Source organism: Comamonas sp. Tr-654, assembly GCF_011752915.1.
Taxonomy (GTDB): domain Bacteria; phylum Pseudomonadota; class Gammaproteobacteria; order Burkholderiales; family Burkholderiaceae_C; genus Comamonas.
The window spans coordinates 535,132-551,321 of sequence record NZ_VWWQ01000002.1 but is presented as its reverse complement, the minus strand read 5'-3'; the positions used below and the strand labels follow the sequence as shown (position 1 = coordinate 551,321).

13 protein-coding genes and 2 tRNA genes are annotated in these 16,190 nt (G+C 63.0%); 9 read left to right on the top strand and 6 right to left on the bottom strand.

The features are described 5' to 3' along the window. Positions 1-44 precede the first annotated feature (44 nt). The 4 genes from F3J24_RS08175 to F3J24_RS08160 all read right to left on the bottom strand — a co-directional run bounded on the left by F3J24_RS08175 (position 45) and on the right by F3J24_RS08160 (position 4,434). Positions 45-1,433 carry a diguanylate cyclase gene (locus F3J24_RS08175; protein ID WP_167004534.1) on the bottom strand — a complete coding sequence of 463 codons (1,389 nt, stop codon included), beginning with the start codon at positions 1,431-1,433 and terminating at the stop codon, positions 45-47. Between the two features lie 312 nt (positions 1,434-1,745). Continuing rightward, entirely contained in the window at positions 1,746-2,840 is a 1,095-nt protein-coding gene (gene ychF / locus F3J24_RS08170) for a redox-regulated ATPase YchF (protein WP_167004531.1), read from the bottom strand. Positions 2,841-3,104: 264 nt separating this feature from the next. Next, the gene (locus F3J24_RS08165; RefSeq protein WP_167004528.1) at positions 3,105-3,428 is read right to left on the bottom strand and encodes a hypothetical protein; all 324 of its coding nucleotides are present in this window, start codon (positions 3,426-3,428) and stop codon (positions 3,105-3,107) included. A gap of 118 nt (positions 3,429-3,546) precedes the next feature. Continuing rightward, positions 3,547-4,434, bottom strand: coding sequence for an MOSC domain-containing protein (locus F3J24_RS08160; protein WP_167004525.1), 888 nt, complete (start codon positions 4,432-4,434; stop codon positions 3,547-3,549). A 163-nt stretch (positions 4,435-4,597) separates the two neighbouring features. Here F3J24_RS08160 and F3J24_RS08155 point away from each other — a divergent pair, with 163 nt between their 5' ends. The 7 genes from F3J24_RS08155 to F3J24_RS08125 all read left to right on the top strand — a co-directional run bounded on the left by F3J24_RS08155 (position 4,598) and on the right by F3J24_RS08125 (position 11,246). After that, positions 4,598-5,725 (top strand): FAD-dependent monooxygenase, encoded by a 1,128-nt coding sequence (locus F3J24_RS08155; protein ID WP_205244655.1) that lies wholly within the window; start codon positions 4,598-4,600, stop codon positions 5,723-5,725. 127 nt (positions 5,726-5,852) lie between these two features. Continuing rightward, positions 5,853-6,560 carry a DsbC family protein gene (locus F3J24_RS08150; protein ID WP_167004518.1) on the top strand — a complete coding sequence of 236 codons (708 nt, stop codon included), beginning with the start codon at positions 5,853-5,855 and terminating at the stop codon, positions 6,558-6,560. Positions 6,561-6,654: 94 nt separating this feature from the next. Next, positions 6,655-8,472, top strand: a complete 1,818-nt coding sequence (locus F3J24_RS08145) for a M61 family metallopeptidase (RefSeq protein ID WP_167004515.1) — start codon at positions 6,655-6,657, stop codon at positions 8,470-8,472. Positions 8,473-8,567: 95 nt separating this feature from the next. Then, a complete protein-coding gene (locus F3J24_RS08140) occupies positions 8,568-9,347 on the top strand; it encodes an enoyl-CoA hydratase (protein ID WP_167004512.1) in 780 nt (259 codons plus the stop codon). A gap of 73 nt (positions 9,348-9,420) precedes the next feature. Then, a tRNA-Met gene (locus F3J24_RS08135) sits at positions 9,421-9,497 on the top strand. A gap of 129 nt (positions 9,498-9,626) precedes the next feature. After that, a tRNA-Met gene (locus F3J24_RS08130) sits at positions 9,627-9,703 on the top strand. A gap of 373 nt (positions 9,704-10,076) precedes the next feature. Beyond that, positions 10,077-11,246 carry an MFS transporter gene (locus tag F3J24_RS08125; protein WP_003051435.1) on the top strand — a complete coding sequence of 390 codons (1,170 nt, stop codon included), beginning with the start codon at positions 10,077-10,079 and terminating at the stop codon, positions 11,244-11,246. 151 nt (positions 11,247-11,397) lie between these two features. On the opposite strand, the gene F3J24_RS08120 is transcribed toward F3J24_RS08125, so the two are convergent. Beyond that, positions 11,398-12,303, bottom strand: a complete 906-nt coding sequence (locus F3J24_RS08120; protein ID WP_167004506.1) for a LysR family transcriptional regulator — start codon at positions 12,301-12,303, stop codon at positions 11,398-11,400. Between the two features lie 113 nt (positions 12,304-12,416). Here F3J24_RS08120 and mdlC point away from each other — a divergent pair, with 113 nt between their 5' ends. Both mdlC and F3J24_RS08110 read left to right on the top strand, forming a co-directional pair. Then, a complete protein-coding gene (gene mdlC / locus F3J24_RS08115) occupies positions 12,417-14,030 on the top strand; it encodes a benzoylformate decarboxylase (protein ID WP_167004503.1) in 1,614 nt (537 codons plus the stop codon). 118 nt (positions 14,031-14,148) lie between these two features. Next, positions 14,149-15,150: a tripartite tricarboxylate transporter substrate binding protein gene (locus tag F3J24_RS08110; protein ID WP_167004500.1), complete on the top strand. Its 1,002-nt coding sequence runs from the start codon at positions 14,149-14,151 to the stop codon at positions 15,148-15,150. 166 nt (positions 15,151-15,316) lie between these two features. Here the strand turns inward: F3J24_RS08110 and F3J24_RS08105 are convergent, their stop codons facing one another. After that, on the bottom strand, positions 15,317-16,189 hold the full coding sequence (locus F3J24_RS08105; protein ID WP_240154281.1) for a TOBE domain-containing protein: 873 nt from the start codon (positions 16,187-16,189) through the stop codon (positions 15,317-15,319). Position 16,190: the final 1 nt, after the last annotated feature.

The window sequence follows — 16,190 nt, the reverse complement described above, 5'->3', positions numbered from 1 at the left end:
CCACTCAAAAGCTTTGGAAACAAGGACGGGAGGAAAGGCAAATTCTACGGTGAGGCAGACCCTGTCCAGGGCTTGTCCGAGCTCTGCCCTGAAAAGGCCAGGGCATCGCGCTGTGCCAGAGCCTCGGGCACCTGCACCAGCGGCATGTTCATCGACCCCGTGGCAACGGCCACCTGATTGCGGCCTCTGTGCTTGGCCCGGTAAAGCGCCGCATCGGCACGCCGGAGCAGATCGTCCTCGGTCTCGCCGGGCTCCCAGAGCCCGACCCCCAGGGACAGGGTGAAACGCCCGACTTCGGGATCGGAGCAGGCCTCCACGGCAGCCCGAATGCGCTCGGCCAGGCTCACGGCCACGCCGAGGCTGGCATCCGAGAGGATGATCAGAAACTCTTCGCCGCCCCAGCGCACGGCATGGTCGTAGCGCCGGACCTTGCCGGAAAGCACCTGCGCCACCATCTTCAGCACGCGGTCTCCGGCGACATGGCCGAAGCGGTCGTTGACCTGCTTGAAGAGATCGATGTCGCCGAGGATCACGCCATAGGGACGCAGCTGGTTCTGGGCCTGCAGCTGAGCGCGCTTGAGCTCGGCCTCGCCCGCATGACGGTTGAGCAAGCCGGTCAGCTTGTCTCGGTTGGCGCGCTCGCGCAGCTCCATCTCTCGCTTGACCATGCGGCTGATGTCCTTGGAGGCCCCCACATAGTGGCTGACCTGGCCCGACTCATCGCGCAGGGCCGCAATGCTCTGCTCGGCGTAATACACGCCACCGCTCTTGTGACGGTTGATGAAGGTGGCGCGAAAGTTGTGCCCCAGACTCAGGGCCTCCTGCAACTGAGCATAGAACTCGGGCTCGTGCAGGCCCGAGCGCAGCATCTCGGTGGGCTGGCCCAGCAGTTCCGCCGCACTATAGCCCGTCAGGGCTTCAAAAGCCTGGTTGACGAAGACGATGGTGGAGTGGCGGTCCGTGATCAGAATGCCGTCATTGGCCGCATTCAAGGCCCTGGCCAGCAGCGCGCGCTCCTGCTCGGCCTGCACACGCTCCGAGATATCACGCTGCACAGCCACAAAATGCCGGATCACGCCCCGCTCGTCACGCACCGGAGAGATATTCCATTCCACGTGATAGCTCTGACCATCCTTGCGGTAGTTCACCACGCTGCCCTGAAACGGCAGGCCTTGCTGCAGACAGTCATGCAGACGCTGCAGGACCTGCTGATCCGTTAGAGGCCCTTGCAGCATGCGCGGCGAGCGGCCCAGCAGCTCCGCTTCCGCATATCCGGTCATCTCGCACAGGGCCGCATTGCAGTACTCGATCAGCGGCCCTTCGCCGTCCAGGCTTGCATCGGTAATCATCACCGCACAGAAGGACTGGCCCATGGCGATCTCCAGCAACTGGCCGGTGATCGTTCGCTTTGCGGTGGCATTGGCACGAATCATGTTGGGGACCTCGAGCACGCTTGCAGTCGTGAGGGCTCATTATTCGTTACTTTGCGTCACTTGCGTATACCGAAGATTTCTGCGCTCTGCTGATCCATGCCTCGCTGCCGGCTCTGATGGATGACGAAAGCCTCGGGCGCCCCCTGCATATTCCTCTGAGCGACGTCAGCAAGGCCCGCCAGCGCCAAGAACACCCGGACCTCCATTTCCCGAGGCCCTGAAGCAGCGTCCTGGCACCTGCCGCCGAAAGCCTGCATAAAAAAAGCCCCGCCATGGCTGGCGGGGCTTTCAGCGCAGCAATGCGCAGCAGACTTAGACGTTGAACAGGAAGTTCATCACATCGCCGTCCTTGACGATGTATTCCTTGCCTTCGGCGCGCATCTTGCCGGCATCCTTGGCGCCCTGCTCACCCTTGAATGCGATGTAGTCTTCAAAGGCAATGGTCTGAGCACGGATGAAGCCGCGCTCGAAGTCGCCATGGATCACACCCGCTGCCTGGGGAGCAGTGGCACCGACGCGCACGGTCCAGGCACGCACTTCCTTTTCACCGGCGGTGAAATAAGTCTGCAGACCCAGCAGCTTGAAGCCGGCACGGATCAGGCGGTTCAGGCCCGGCTCCTCCAGACCCAACTCCTGCAGGAACATATCGCGGTCTTCGTCTTCCATCTCGGCCATTTCGGCCTCGATCTTGGCACAGATGGCCACCACGGGCGCGCCCTGGGCCTCGGCGTATTCCTTGAGGCGATCCAGCAGAGGATTGTTCTCAAAGCCATCTTCGGAGACATTGCCCACGAACATGGCGGGCTTGGCAGTGATCAGGCAGAAAGGCTTGAGCAGGGGCGCGTCTTCCTTGGAGACTTCCACCACGCGAGCGGGCTTGCCCTGGTTCAGGGCCTCCAGGATAGGAGTCAGCAGTGCCACCAGCTTGGCAGCTTCCTTGTCGTTGCCGGATTTGGCGGCCTTGCTGTAGCGGCTCAGCGCCTTTTCCACCGTGGCCAGATCGGCCAGGCACAGCTCGGTCTGAATGACTTCGATGTCGGCAATCGGGTCCACCTTGCCTGCCACGTGGATCACGTTGGGATCTTCGAAGCAGCGCACCACGTTGACAATGGCGTCGGTCTCGCGGATGTGGGCCAGGAACTGGTTGCCCAGACCTTCGCCCTTGGAGGCGCCAGCCACCAGACCGGCGATGTCCACAAACTCCACGATGGCAGGAACGACGCGCTCGGGCTTGACGACCTCGGAAAGCTGATCCAGGCGCGGATCCGGCACTTCCACGACGCCGGTATTGGGCTCGATCGTGCAGAAGGGATAGTTCTCGGCGGCAATGCCGGCCTTGGTCAGCGCGTTGAAAAGAGTGGACTTGCCCACGTTGGGCAGGCCCACGATGCCGCATTTGAGGCTCATGGAAATTCCTTATGTATCAATGCACTATCGAGCACCACACCCATGTGGCGGAAGTGCCCGATCCGCATCGGCGCGAATCTGGTTCTTCTGAAGCGTGACCCCTGGGAACTCTGTTCGTGCAGAGTTTCGTCCCGGTTTGGCCACGGAAAGCCCATGATTGTAATGACCCGGCAATCTCTGCTCTTGTGCGGTAGATTGCACCGCCCTTGCAGCTGCCAAGCAAAAAGCCCGCCGCAAGGCAGGCTTGAGAAAGAAAATGCCGACTCAGCTCGCGCTCACCGCCGGCGAGCAAGTCCGCATGGGGCCAAACAGCTGTTCCAGCCCTGCGGTCTCTTCCAGTCGCCGGAACTGGGACTGCGAGCGGCACAGATACTTGGTCATGCAGGGGGTCTGGCAGCCGCGCATCAGGGCAAGCACCTTCTGGGCAAACTCCAGCACCCAGTCTCCGGCCTCGCAGCCTATATGGCCATGGCCGTCGGGCAGACGGAAGTCACCGCCAGGCGCACGAGACGTCAGACGGGCGATCTTTCCGGCAAAGGCGCTGCTGCCGGTGAGAACCACGAAATCGCCAGATTTGAATTCAGCCATGCTGCCCTCCCCTTTTTGCTGCTGCGAATGCCCCTATTGGACACTGCTTCGGCGGCATCCCTATTACAGGGATGCCCCAAGTCCTTGAAAGACAAAGACCTACGCCTTGCATCCCCTCTCAATCAAAGAGCAGGTTGCCCGCCAGTTGCTGGCCCACTGCCAGTTCAGCCCCTGCACCGGCGGCATCGGACAGGCCCAGCACCATCGCATTCATGCCGAAAGTAATAGCACCATCCACACGCGGGTCCTGGCGGTAACCGAAAATTGAATCTCCAACGGCAGTGCCGGGCACGGCGGTATCGGGGTCCACATCGGGAATCGGGCAGCGCGTACAGGGCTTGCAGGGTTTCAGGCTCAGGCCGGGCACTTCCTGCAGATCCAGCTGCTCCACGCGGTCTTCGTCGTGGGCCTCTATATCGGCAATCACGATATTCGGACGAAAGCGCCGCGCATCGACGGCAGCTTCGCCGGCCTGCGTGAGTCGCTGGTTGAGATCGTCCACGGCCGACTGGCTGAGCAGCAGCAAGGGATAGCCGTCGGCAAAGTGCACCGGGGCATCGCCATCGCCCACCCAGCGTTCGCTGGCCCGGCGCGGCCGGGAGGCATCGAAGCGCACCAGGCGGCAATCCTCGGCCAGCACCTGGCTCAGCCAGCTACGCGCGGGCTGCGCCCATTCACCGAGATCCCAGGCATCGACCGTGTCCTTCCAGACCCGCACGCAGCATTGGCCGCCCTGCTGCTCCAAGGGAATCTGCAGGCTGTCCATGCCCGGAAAATGCAGCAGCAAATACGCATCCGTAATCTCGGGCCGGATCAGTGCCATGCGCGGATGACTGCGCTGGGTCAAAAAAACTCCATTCGCATCCACCACCATCCAGTGCCTGTCCCATTGCAGGCCATGGCGCGAGAGCCTGGCCCTGGGCAGGGCAATGCCGGCACAGGATTTGACAGGGTAGATCCAGAGCTCGGCAATCCTGCCCTGCACGTCATAGCTGGAGTCGGTCATCACATCTCCTTCGATTAAGGATTCTTCATCATTTTGCCGCCAATCCCTTGCCTGACATCCGCGGGCCGCTATCAACAACATAGTTGCCCGCAACGGGCGGTCAACGGGCCTGAGGTTTCCTCTATGAGCGCAGGCCCTGTCCGCGCCTCCTACAATGCCGGACATGGCGCAAACCTTTGATGTATGTATTCGTGGAGCCGGCATTGCGGGCCGGACCTTGGCTCTTTTGCTGGCGCGTGAGCGTCTGCGTGTCGCGCTGGTGGTGCCACCTCAGCCTCGATCCCAGCAGCACAAGGATGTGCGTGCCTATGCGCTCAATGCCAGCTCCAGGGCCGTGCTGCAGTCGCTGCGCTGCTGGCCCGACGAGCTGGATGCGACGCCCGTGCTCGGCATGCAGGTGTTTGGCGATCTCGACGGCCAGGTTCAGTTCAATGCAGCCTCCCAGGACGTGCAGGCCCTGGCCTGGATCGTCGACGTGCCTGCGCTGGAGCAGCGCCTGGCCGAGGCCGTGCGCTATCAGCCGCAGGTGGAGATCGTCGCGGAACCCGTAGAAGCCGCCCTCACCGCCGTCTGCGAAGGCCGCCACAGCAGCTCACGTAGCGAATTCGGTGTGGAGTTCTCCGTCACGCCCTATTCCCAGCACGCGATTGCCACACGCCTGCGCTGCGAGCTGCCCCATGGCGGCATTGCACGCCAGTGGTTCACTCCCGAAGGGATTCTGGCCTTTCTGCCTTTGGGCGGGGCCGAGGGTCACGAAGTGGCCGTGGTCTGGTCGCTGGAACATTCGCTGGTGCCCGACTGGATGGAAAGCGATGAAGAGAGTTTCACCACCCGCTTGCAGTCCATCAGCCAGGACGCGCTGGGCCAGTTGGAGCTGGTGGCAGAGCGTGCCACCTGGCCACTGCAGCAGGCGGTGGCCGACCGCTGGTGCGGACCGCTGGACAGGAACAGCCAGCAAAGCTGGGTGCTGGCAGGGGACGCCGCCCACAACGTACATCCGCTGGCCGGCCAGGGCCTGAACATCGGCCTGGGCGATGTGCAGGTGCTGGCGCGCATCCTTCAGGAGCGCGACTACTGGCGCAGCCCCTCAGACCTGAAACTGCTGCGCCAGTATGAGCGCGAGCGCAAGGCGGCTCTGGCCCCCATGGGTCTGGCCATGGACGGGCTGCAGCAGCTGTTTGCCCGCCCCGAAGTGCCGGTGCAGATGCTGCGCAACTGGGGCATGAAGGGTTTCGAGCGCAGCGGCCCGCTCAAGTCCTGGATGGCCCGGCAGGCCATGGGCCTGCTCTGAGAAACGCGCTCGGGGAACCCTTGGCGCGGCCCGCACTCCAAGCAACAGATCTGCCATCCATGTACCGTGGATGGCAGCCGACCTCAATCCTTTCACGCTGCAGCCTGCTGCAGCCAAGACACCATCCATGAAACTTGTTGCCTGCCTGCTGGCCACCGCCAGCCTGACCTTCGGCCTGAACGTGCACGCCCAGGACGCCAACCTCAAGAAGACGCTGACCGAGCGCATTCCCCAGCTCGAGAAAATCGACGAGGTGCGCTCCACCCCCATGAGCGGCCTGTACGAGGTGCGCGTGGGCACGGACATCTTCTACACCGATGCCAAGGGCAACTATCTGATTCAGGGCGAGCTGATCGACACCAAGGCGCGCCGCAACCTGACCGAAGACCGAATGACCCAGCTCACGGCCGTGGACTTCAAGCAGTTGCCCATCAAGGACGCCATCACCATCGTGCATGGTAAGGGCGAGCGCAAGATGGCCGTGTTTGAGGACCCGAACTGCGGCTACTGCAAGCGCTTCGAAAAAGATCTGCAGAGCGTGGACAACGTCACCATCTATCTCTTCCTCTACCCCATCCTGAGCCCGGACTCGGCCGAGAAGTCACGCAATATCTGGTGCGCCAAGGATCAGGCCAAGGCCTGGCAGGATCAGATGCTGAACAGCAAGAATGCGGCTGCCGCCCAGTGCGACCCCGCTGCCATCCAGCGCAATCTGGCTTTCGGTCGCAAGTACAAGATCACGGGCACCCCCACCGTGATCTTCTCCAACAATGTGCGTGTGCCCGGCGCCATCTCGGCAGCCGAGGTCGAAAAGCACCTGGCCGCCGCCAAGTAATCTCTGTCTCATTGCCGGAGCAGCGCGCACCTGATGCAGTTTCAGGCGCGCTGCGCTAGGTTCGCATGCTCCGGCCCGCATTTCTGGAGCCGCCATGACCTCTGTTCTCAACACATCCGGCATTCGTCCCGACATCCGCTTCGTCGTGCAGGCCAACTCGGTGGATGCTCATCTTTTCGATGTGCAGCTGCATATCGCCCGGCCTGCAGCACAGCAGCTGCTGTCGCTGCCGGTGTGGATTCCTGGCAGCTATCTGGTGCGCGAGTTCTCCAAGAACCTGCAAGGCTTGAGAGCCGTGCAGAACGAACAGACCGTGGCCGTTCAACAACTCAGCAAAAATCAATGGGAAATTACCTGCAACGCTGATTTTGCATGCGTTGTCAGCTATCAAGTTTGCGCCTATGACACCTCGGTGCGCACAGCCTGGCTGGATCGCCGCCGCGGTTTCTTCAATGGCACCAGCCTGTGCCTGCGCGTGCATGGCCAGGAAGAGCGCCCCCATGCACTGGAGCTGCTTGGCAGCCCCGCCACCGAGGCCTGGCAGGTGGCCACCGGCCTGAAGCCGGCACAGGTCGACGCCAACGGCTTCGGCCTCTACCAGGCCTCCCACTACGACGAACTGGTGGACTGCCCTGTCGAGATGGGCCGGTTCTGGCGCGGCAGCTTCGAGGCCGGCGGAGTGCCCCATGAATTTGTAGTCGCAGGTGCAGCGCCCAGCTTTGATGGCGAGCGCCTGCTGGCCGATACGAAAAAGATCTGCGAAGCCGAGATCGCCTTCTGGCATGCCGACGGCAGCCAGCCGCCCATGGACCGCTATGTCTTCATGCTCAATGTGGTGGATGACAACTATGGCGGCCTCGAGCACTGCAACAGCACGGCGCTGATATGCGGCCGCCGCGATCTGCCGCGCAAGGGCGAAGCCAAGGCTGGCGAAGGCTATAACACCTTGCTGGGCCTGATCAGCCACGAGTACTTCCACACCTGGAACGTCAAGCGCCTGCGCCCGGCCGAACTGGCCCGCTATGACTACGAGCAGGAGAACTACACCGAGCTGCTGTGGTTCTTCGAAGGCTTTACCAGCTACTACGACGATCTGTTCCTGCGCCGTGCCGGACTGCTGGACAACAGCCAGTACCTCAAGCTCGTCACGCGCACCATCAACCAGGTGCTGCAGACGCCGGGCCGCCTGTTGCAGTCCGTGGCAGAGGCCAGCTTCGATGCCTGGGTCAAGTACTACCGCCAGGACGAGAACACCGCCAATCACACGGTCAGCTACTACACCAAGGGCTCGCTGGTCGCTCTGTGCCTGGATCTGGCCCTGCGCGCCAACGGCACGAGCAGCCTGGACGATGTGATGCGCGGCCTGTGGCGCAAGAGCGAAGGCGGCCCCATCAGCGAAGCCGATGTGCTGGCCGTGGTCAACGAAGTGGGCAACCCCGACATTGCCGGACAGCTGCAGACCTGGGTGCATTCCACCGGGGATCTGCCGCTGCGCGAGCTGTTGGCCACGCATGGGATCAAGAGCAAGGCCGAGCCCGCACAGCTGGCCCAGAAGCTGGGTCTGCGTGTCCAGGAAAACCATAGCGTGCAGATCAAGACCGTGCTGCGCGGCGGTGCGGCCGAGCAAGCCGGCATGATGGCCGCAGACGAGTGGCTGGCAGTTGACGTCAATGGCCAGCGCTGGCGCATCAGCAAGCTCGACGATGTGTTGCTGTACGCGGCCGGAGCCGATCAGCTCACGGCCTGGGTGGCACGCGACCAGCAGATTCTGCAGCTGACGCTGAACCTGGGCGGCCTGCTCGCCAAAGCCGCCAGCGAGGATGCAGATAGCGCCAGCCCCATCAGCAACCTGGGGCTTGAAATCAGCGACAAGGCCGCGGCAGAGCGTTGGCTGACGGGCATTGCGGCCTGAACCGCCCCCAAGGTGGCGCTGCTGCGCGACAGCCGGCAGCCAGACTCAGCGGTTATTCTTGGCAGCAGCGATTCATTCTTTAGCAGGAGACAAACTTGGCCTACGAAACCATCGAAGTCCGCGTGGAAGCGGAAAAAGTCGGCATCATCACGCTGAACCGTCCCAAGCAGCTCAATGCCCTGAACGACCAGCTCATGGACGAACTGGGCGACGCGCTCAGGAAGTTCGATGCCAACAAAAGCATTGGCTGCATGATCATCACCGGCAGCGAACGTGCTTTTGCCGCCGGTGCCGACATCGGTGCCATGGCCAAGTACAGCTTTGCCGACGCCTATGGCGGCGACTACATCACGCGCAACTGGGAAACCATTCGCAGCATCCGCAAGCCCGTGATTGCCGCCGTTAGCGGCTTTGCCCTGGGCGGCGGCTGCGAGCTGGCGATGATGTGCGACTTCATCATCGCCGCCGACAATGCCAAGTTCGGCCAGCCAGAGATCAAGCTGGGCGTGATTCCCGGTGCCGGCGGCACGCAGCGCCTGCCGCGTGCCGTGGGCAAGGCCAAGGCCATGGACATGGCGCTGACGGCACGCATGATGGACGCCACGGAAGCCGAGCGTGCCGGCCTGGTCAGCCGCGTCGTGCCTTTTGACAAGCTCATGGAAGAGACACTGGGCGCAGCCATCATCATCAGCGGCTTCTCCCAGCTGGCCGTGATGGCAGCCAAGGAGTCCGTGAACCGCGCCTTCGAGAGCGGACTGTCCGACGGCGTGATGTTCGAGCGCCGCCTGTTCCACGCCCTGTTTGCCACCCAGGACCAGAAGGAAGGCATGGACGCCTTCGTGAACAAGCGCCCTGCCAACTTCACCCACCAGTAAGCACCAAATTTTTCGCAAGAAATTTCAGCAAATGGATTGAAGCAGCCATTTTTTGCATATAATCGCTGTCTTCGGTCGTATAGCTCAGTTGGTTAGAGCGCAGCATTCATAATGCTGATGTCGCAGGTTCGAGTCCCGCTACGACCACCAGACAGGAAACCGCAGTGTTTGCAAAAGCACTGCGGTTTTTTCTTTGCAGCAACGCTCGCTGCAGTCTGCGCACAAAAATTCCCGACTTGGCTGCCGAGGCCATTTCTTCCTATACAATTGCGGGCTGTCGGTCGTATAGCTCAGTTGGTTAGAGCGCAGCATTCATAATGCTGATGTCGCAGGTTCGAGTCCCGCTACGACCACCAAATTTAAGCCCCAGTTGCTCACGCAGCTGGGGCTTTTCGCTTTTTACAGAGGCGACATGGCGCCGCACTGCCCTTTCTGTCCTGCAGAAATCAGCGCAGATCGCGCCGCCATGCTCCAGCCGCTCAAACTCCCCTTCAAGGACTTTTTCGTGCCCGTTGCACCTCAAGGATGCCGCACGCACGCTGCGTGCCCGCGCGCTGGTCTTGCGCCCAGCGGGGGCCTGCTTTTTTCTGCAAAAGCCGGCCTGCAGGCACCCAAAGTCCGTCTTCGCTCAAGGACTCTCCCGTGACCACACAAACCACAGGCGCCGTGGAAGGCATAGCCGCGCCCGCCGCTCCAACAGAAGTCAACGGATACAGCTGGAAAGCACTCATGGGCTCAGCCGTCGGCTACGCCATGGACGGCTTTGACTTGCTGATTCTGGGCTTCATGCTCTCGGCCATCTCCAAGGACCTGAACCTCACGCCCGGACAGGCTGGCTCTCTCGTGACCTGGACCTTGATCGGCGCCGTCTTCGGCGGCATCGTCTTCGGCATGCTCAGCGACAAATACGGCCGCATCCGGGTGCTGACCTGGACGATTGTGCTGTTTGCCGTCTTTACCGGCCTGTGCGCTTTTGCACAAGGCTATTGGGACCTGCTGATCTACCGCACCATTGCCGGCATCGGCCTGGGGGGAGAGTTCGGCATCGGCATGGCCCTGGCCGCCGAAGCCTGGCCCGCACGTCATCGCGCACGCGTCTCGTCCTATGTGGCGCTGGGCTGGCAGCTGGGCGTGCTGGGAGCAGCCATGCTGACCCCGCTGCTGCTGCCTTCCATCGGCTGGCGCGGCATGTTTCTGGTCGGCGTGATTCCCGCTGTCGTGGCCTGGGTCATCCGCAACAAGCTGCATGAGCCCGAAGTGTTCGTGGCGCGCAGCAAGAAGGAGCAGCCCTCGGCCATGCAATGCCTGAAGCTGCTGATGAAGGACAAGGCCACACGCAAGATCAGCCTGGGCGTGATCGTGCTGACCTCGGTACAGAACTTCGGCTACTACGGCATCATGATCTGGATGCCCAGCTTTCTGTCCAAGCAGATGGGCTTCAGCCTGACCAAGTCGTCGGTGTGGACGGCCGTCACCATCATCGGCATGTCGCTGGGTATCTGGGTCTTCGGCCAGTTGGCCGACCGCATCGGCCGCAAGCCCACTTTCCTGATCTTCCAGGTCGGCTCCGTGATCTCAGTGCTGGCCTATTCCCAGCTCACCGATGCCACGGCCATGCTGTGGGTGGGAGCCATCATGGGCCTGTGTGTCAACGGCATGATGGGCGGCTATGGTGCCGTCATCAGCGAAGCCTATCCCACCGAAGCCCGCGCCACGGCACAGAACGTGCTGTTCAACATCGGCCGCGCCGTCGGCGGCCTGGGCCCGGTCGTCATCGGTGCGCTGGCCATGGCCTACTCCTTCCAGGTGGCGATTGCGCTGCTGGCAGCCATCTATGTGCTGGACATGCTGGCCACGGTGTTTCTGATTCCGGAGCTCAAGGGCAAGGAACTTCAGTAAAAATCGCTGCCATCACAATCCTGCAAAGCGCCAGAGCCTGAAAGGCCTGGCGCTTTTTTCATGACCGATGCGCCATCCCCAGGCAACAGGCTGCTCCCTCGGAATGTCCGGCGCGAGCGCAAGCGCGTGGGCTTTTGATGAGCCGGGCGCTCTATCTGCGCTGCCGGAACACTTCGCTGACCAGCTCCCGCAGCCACTGGTTAGCGGGCTCACGGGCAAAGCGCCAGCTCCAGTGCAGCGACACATCGAAGGCACTCTCGGGCAGATCGGCCTGCAGCACCACATAGCCGCCCTGTGCCTCAAAGGTTTCGGCAATCTCGGCAGGCATGATGACGGCCAGATCCGTCTGATGCACGATGGAGGGCACGGCCATGAAGTGGGCCGCCGACAGGCGCACCTGATCCTGCAGCTCGAGCTTGCGCAGAATGCGCAGTGTCTCGGAGTGCGAGCGCACGGCCACATAGTCGAGACCGCGCAAATGCTCGGCATCCAGCTTCTGGGACTTCAGGCCCCTGAGCACCGGATGCCCGTGGCGCAGCAATAGCGCGTAGTGGTCGGACAGCAGCACCTTCTGCTGCGTGCCCGTCACACCGGGCAGAAAGCCTATCGCGATATCCAGCGAGCCACGATCCAGCGCATCGGCAATCTCGCCCATGGGCATGGGCAGGGTTTCCAGCTGCACATGGGGTGCCCGTCCGCGCAAGGCCTGCATCAGCGGCGGCAGGAAGCGCGCTTCGCCGATATCGCTGAGGTGAATGCGAAAGCACTGATTCGCCTGCAAGGGGTCGAAGGTGTGAGCCTCCGCCAAAGCCACCTCCAGGGTTGCCAACGCCGTCCTCACCGCCTGCGCCAGCCGCTCGGCACGCGGCGTGGGGCGCACGCCCCCATGCATGCGCTCGAACAGCGGGTCGCCCAGCAGTTGGCGCAGCCGCGTCACCGCCTGGCTGGCTGCGGGCTGGGACAGGCCCAGCTCCTGCGAAGCACGGCTGACGCTGCCATGGCGAAACACCGCATCGAAAACGCGCAGCAGATTGAGGTCCAGGCCCGATATATCCATAAAACGAATATCTCTTAGATGCTTTATTCAATTGCTGGAAATTATGCCGCCATGCAAGATAGGCCTGAAGCGCTCCACCCCCACGAAGAGCGGCCAGATCAAGGAAATCTACTGTGCAAGTCACGTCTCAAGTCGCCACCCCGTCCGATAGCTACACCGTTCGCCACGCCGTCATCGCCATGCTGCGCGAGCTGGGCATGACCCGCATCTTTGGCAACCCCGGCTCGACAGAGCTGCCGCTGTTTCGCGACTACCCCGAGGATTTCTCCTATGAGCTGGGCCTGCAGGAGGCCGTGGTCGTGGGCATGGCCGATGGCTATGCCCAGGCCACACGCAATGCCAGCTTTGTGAATTTGCACTCCGCCGCCGGTGTCGGTCACGCCATGGCCAATATCTTCACGGCCTTCAAGAACCGCACGCCCATGATCATCACGGCCGGCCAGCAGGCTCGCTCGCTGCTGCAGTTCGACCCGTTTCTGCACTCGCGCGATGCCGCCGAGCTGCCCAAGCCCTATGTGAAATGGAGTTGCGAGCCTGCCCGCGCCGAGGACGTGCCCCAGGCACTGGCCCGTGCCTACTACATCGCCATGCAGGAGCCGCGCGGCCCGGTGTTTGTCTCGATTCCCGCGGACGACTGGGACAAGCCCTGCGAACCCATCACGCTTCGCCATGTCGGCTTCGAAACCCGCCCCAACCCGCAGACGCTGAGCGCCATCGGCGAGGCGCTGGATGCGGCCCGCACCCCGGCCTTTGTGGTCGGTGCGGCCGTGGATCGCGGCCAGGCCTGGGATGCGGTCGTGGCACTGGCCGAGCGCCATCAGGCCCGCGTTTTCGTGGCCCCCATGAGCGGGCGCTGCAGCTTCCCCGAAGATCACCCCCTGTTCGCCGGCTTTCTGCCTGCCATGCGCGAGCGCATCGTGGAGCTGCTGGGCAGCCACGACAAGATTTTTGCGCTGGGCGCAGCCGCCTTCACGTATCACGTCGAAGGCGCGGGCCCCTTCATCCCTGTGGGCTCCGAGCTGTTTCAGCTGATTGACGATCCCGCCATTGCTGCCTGGGCCCCTGTGGGCACGGCAGCCGTGGGCAATATCTGCCTGGGCGTGCAGGAGCTGCTCGAGCGCCCCCGCATCGCCGAGCGCCCCGCCCCGGCGCGCAAGCCCGCACCGCCCACTCCCGCAGCCCCTGCAGCCGGCGAACGCATGTCGGTGGCCTATGCCATGCACACTCTGGCCAGCGTGCGTGATCCGCAAAGCATCATCGTGGAGGAAGCCCCCAGTTCGCGCCCCACGATTCAGACCCATCTGCCCATCTTCCACAGCGAGACCTTCTTCACCATGTGCAGCGGCGGCCTGGGGCACAGCATGCCCGCAGCAGTCGGCGTGGCCATGGCCAAGCCCGATAAAAAGGTGATCGCCGTCATCGGCGACGGCTCGGCGATGTATGCGATTCAGGCCCTGTGGAGTGCCGCCAATCTGCGCCTGCCCATCACCTTTGTGATCCTCAAGAACCGCCGCTATGCGGCACTGCAGGATTTCTCCAAGGTGTTTGGCTACCGCGACGGCGAAAAGGTCGAAGGCACGGAGCTGCCCGATATCGACTTTGTGGCCATGGCCAAGGGTCATGGCTGCGACGGCGTGCATATCGAGAACGCCGTCGAACTGGCGCAGGTGCTCAAGCAGGCCATTGCCCATCCACGCCCCATCGTGGTGGAAGTCGAGGTGGCCTGACCGCTTTCCCGAGCCGCTTCGCGCCTTGCCTTCTCTGAGGTCGAAGACGGCTTTCTCGCCATGCTCCTGCGGGCATGGCAACGCTCACAAACAGAATCCAAACAGGAGACAAAAAACCATGGCCTCAAAGCCTGCCGTCAATCGCCTGCGTCGTCTGGGCCTGGCTGCTCTTCCAGCCCTGCTCTGCGGCGCCTTTGCCACCACCGCATCGGCCTCCGACAAATGGCCGGATCGCCCCATCCGCCTGATCGTGAACTTCGCCCCCGGCGGTGCCGCCGATGTGATGGGACGCGCGATTTCGCCCACCATGAGCCAAGTGCTCGGCCAATCCGTGGTGGTGGACAACAAGCCTGGGGCCAACGGCAATATCGGCATCGGCGAGACCGTGCGCTCGGCCAAGGATGGCTACACGCTGCTGCTGAGCAGTGGCGGCGGCATCAGCATCAATCCGCTGATCTACAGCAAGCTGCCCTTCAATCCCGAAAAAGACCTGATCCCCGTGGCCGCCGTGGCACGCGTTCATGTGTTTCTGGAAACCAACCCCAGCCTTCCCGTGAGCAATGTGCAGGACTTCATCAAGCACCTGCAGGCCAATCCCGGCAAGCTCTCCTATGGCTCGCCCGGCCCCGGCAGCTCGCCCCATCTGGCCGGCGAGATGTTCAAGCGCGCGGCCAAGGTCGACGCCAGCCATATCCCCTACAAGGGTGCCGGCCCGGCCCTGACCGATGTGCTCAGCGGCCAGTTGCAGTACTGGTTCGATCCGGGTCCCGGCCTCAAGCAGGTGGAGGCCGGCAAGCTCAAGTTGCTGGCGATCGGCAGCCCACAGCGCTCTCCTCTGTACCCCAAGGTCCCCACGCTGGCTGAAAGCGGTCTGCCCGGCTTTGATGCCGACACGCTGTTCGGCATCTACGCTCCCACCGGCACTCCGGCACCCGTGGTGGAGGCCGTGCGCGCCGCCGTGCTCAAGGCTCTGGAGCAGAAGAACGTGATCGAGGTGCTGCAAGGCCTGGGCTCGACGCCCGAGCCTCGCATGAGCCGCCAGGATTTCGTGGACCACCACGCCAAGGAACGCGCGCGCTTCGCTCCGCTGATCAAGGAAATCGGCTTGAAGGTGGATTAGAGAATTTCGACTCAATGCGGGAGTCCGGTTGCCCGAACACTCCCTTTTGGCCGCCCGTCCGCAAGGACCGGCGGCCTTTTTTACTGCTCTTGCGCAGACCTGCATGCACAAGAGGCATGCCCATCGGTGAAATCCAGACCCGGCCCGACGGGACGCAGGCCGTGCTTCAGTGGGATGCCACCGCCACAACCACTGCGGACTCGGCCACTTCGAGCCAGACATGGTCATTGGCCACCAGCCCGCTCATGGCAGGTGCAAAGCCCACGATCTGCGCGCCCCAGCCCAGGCGACAGATGGCCTCGTCGCTGGCCAGGCTTTCTTCGGTCACCGTGGCTGCGCCATAGGTCGCACGCTGCACCACGGCCGGCCAGATATTGATGGGCTGCGAGGCCGCCGCAGGCCGCTCCTGTCCGAGCCAGACCTTGACCGCCGTGGCCTTGCACAGCGCCAGCACCTGCACGCCGGGCGCCAGACCCAGCAGCTCATAGCTTTCGGGCGTGATGCGCGCTGCAATCGTCCAGTCCGAGCCCGCATCGCTTGCGGCACGCAGCCAGACACGAATCTGCCCGCCGATGGACTCGACCTTGAGCACGCTGCAAGGCCACTGATTGCGCATGCTGGTCATGAGGCCCAGATTGGGCTGCCCACCACCGGGCGTGCCGGCCTGCATGCGCTGCAGCAATTCGCTGCGCAGGCGCATCATGGCCTCGGCAGCATGCAGCAACTCCTCGCCCGCCGGCGTGATCTGTGCGCCGCCGCCCCCGGCACCGCCCACACTACGCTCGACCAGCGGCACGCCGGCCAGATTGGTCAGGGTGTCGATGGCCTGCCATGCCGCCTTGTAGCTCACGCCCACATCGCGTGCGGCCTGGGATATCGAGCCACTATGCGCAATGCCGCGCAGGATGGCGATGCGGCGATCGGCCATGTCGTAGCCCAGCGCCTGGGAGACCGAATCGGACGATAGCGCGCCACCCTGGCTGGCCTCGTCGTCGGGCATATCCAGTTGTTCTTGTTCGAGATTTTCTGTGTCAGACATA

Coding starts and splice junctions, on each gene's coding strand:
- F3J24_RS08155 (WP_205244655.1), top strand. CDS start 4,598: ATGGCGCAAACCTTTGATGTATGTATTCGTGGAGCCGGCATTGCGGGC.
- F3J24_RS08150 (WP_167004518.1), top strand. CDS start 5,853: ATGAAACTTGTTGCCTGCCTGCTGGCCACCGCCAGCCTGACCTTCGGC.
- F3J24_RS08175 (WP_167004534.1), bottom strand. CDS start 1,433: ATGATTCGTGCCAATGCCACCGCAAAGCGAACGATCACCGGCCAGTTG.
- F3J24_RS08145 (WP_167004515.1), top strand. CDS start 6,655: ATGACCTCTGTTCTCAACACATCCGGCATTCGTCCCGACATCCGCTTC.
- ychF (WP_167004531.1), bottom strand. CDS start 2,840: ATGAGCCTCAAATGCGGCATCGTGGGCCTGCCCAACGTGGGCAAGTCC.
- F3J24_RS08110 (WP_167004500.1), top strand. CDS start 14,149: ATGGCCTCAAAGCCTGCCGTCAATCGCCTGCGTCGTCTGGGCCTGGCT.
- F3J24_RS08120 (WP_167004506.1), bottom strand. CDS start 12,303: ATGGATATATCGGGCCTGGACCTCAATCTGCTGCGCGTTTTCGATGCG.
- F3J24_RS08160 (WP_167004525.1), bottom strand. CDS start 4,434: ATGACCGACTCCAGCTATGACGTGCAGGGCAGGATTGCCGAGCTCTGG.
- F3J24_RS08105 (WP_240154281.1), bottom strand. CDS start 16,189: ATGTCTGACACAGAAAATCTCGAACAAGAACAACTGGATATGCCCGAC.
- F3J24_RS08125 (WP_003051435.1), top strand. CDS start 10,077: ATGGGCTCAGCCGTCGGCTACGCCATGGACGGCTTTGACTTGCTGATT.
- F3J24_RS08165 (WP_167004528.1), bottom strand. CDS start 3,428: ATGGCTGAATTCAAATCTGGCGATTTCGTGGTTCTCACCGGCAGCAGC.